This window comes from Roseobacter sinensis, assembly GCF_025755255.1.
In the GTDB taxonomy this organism is placed as follows: domain Bacteria; phylum Pseudomonadota; class Alphaproteobacteria; order Rhodobacterales; family Rhodobacteraceae; genus Roseobacter; species Roseobacter sinensis.
In genome coordinates this window covers 1-1,336 of record NZ_JALIEB010000059.1, presented here as the reverse complement: position 1 = coordinate 1,336, position 1,336 = coordinate 1, and the positions used below count along the sequence as shown (strand labels likewise).

The 1,336-nt window shown below is 56.8% G+C and carries 1 protein-coding gene; it reads right to left on the bottom strand.

The window, feature by feature from the left end; translation table 11 throughout:
• Positions 1–246: 246 nt before the first annotated feature.
• Complete coding sequence (locus MUB52_RS23865) at positions 247–1,260, bottom strand: IS110 family RNA-guided transposase (RefSeq protein ID WP_263846659.1); 1,014 nt, start codon at positions 1,258–1,260, stop codon at positions 247–249.
• Positions 1,261–1,336 lie beyond the last annotated feature (76 nt).

Below are 1,336 nucleotides of genomic sequence, written 5' to 3'. Positions count from 1 at the left end.
ATTCTGTTCTCTAATCTGTCAATGCGTGTTTTCTGAACTTCCTTCTTCTTGCGTCTGAGGTTGCCTTTGTTCTCTTCGAACTCTGTGGTTCATAATGGGGTTGGCTAGGTGTGTGGCGGCAAGGTGGAAACCGCAATCGGCCGGTTTTCTGGCTGTTGCTACAGAATCGTCGCCGTGTCTCACGCCCTCCCTCGGACGTCCCTGATGGGAGCTCTAAATTTGGTATCCTCGGTTTTGTCGCTGCCGTCAGGCCGCCTGGAATTCAGTCTCATCGCGCATCATCGCGTGCATGATGATGGCAAGACGCCTGGCCAGCGCCACCCTGGCTTTCCTCATGGTAGATCGTGCACCGATTGCCTTGGCCCAGTCTTTGAGTTCCAGCGATGCCGCAGATCTGGTCAGCATCACATTCGCTGCTTCGTACAGAAGCGTCCGCACTCTGACATCGCCGCGCTTTGAGATGCTGCCGGTATAGTCGATCTCGCCGGATTGGTACCGTCGAGGCACCAGCCCAAGATATGCGCCGACATCACGCGATCGTTTGAAGCGCGCTGGATCGTCGATTGCCGCAGCAAACGCCAAGGATGTGATCGGGCCGACACCAGGGACTGTCATAAGTCGAGAACAGACTTTGGATGCGCGTGCCATCTTCTTCATGTCCGCATTGATCGCCGCAATCGCGCCAAGCATGGCTTTACGGGCTGCGAAGAGGCCGGACAGAGCTGCATGTAGACCCGGAACGCCATCGCTGACTTTCAGCGCTGCGGCTTCGAATGCCGGTGATAGAGCTCTGGGCAGCCGCACGCCGAACACGACCACCAGGCCTCGGATCTGATTGTCGATGGTCACGCGCTGCCCAACCAGCTTCTTGCGGGCCGCGATCAACGAACGGACTGCGTGAGCAGACAATGACTTGACGTGCGTTGGTTTGAAGAACCCCGTGCGAGCGAGATGTGCCAAGCCACGCGCATCGTTGCGATCTGTCTTGTGCCCAGCCAGCGACTTCAGCGCTTGATATGCCTGCCTGCTTTCGATGCACACAACCCGAACGCCAAGTTCAACAAGCCCGTGATAAAGCATCGGTGCCATTCTCCCCGTCTCGAAGACGACCTGTTCGCATGGCGGACCATCCGCCAGAAAGGCCGCAATCGCTGCAGGTGATGAGCGCGTTTTCCCTTCTCGAATGAGCGTGCCCTCACGATCAAGGACACAAATATGCGTCTCTTCCATTGAGACGTCCAAGCCAGCAAAATGTTCCATCTGTCAGTTCCTCTCTGAATGTGACCCGCCCAGTGTACCGGGTGCTGTGCGAAGACAGATCGGGATTACTCCATGT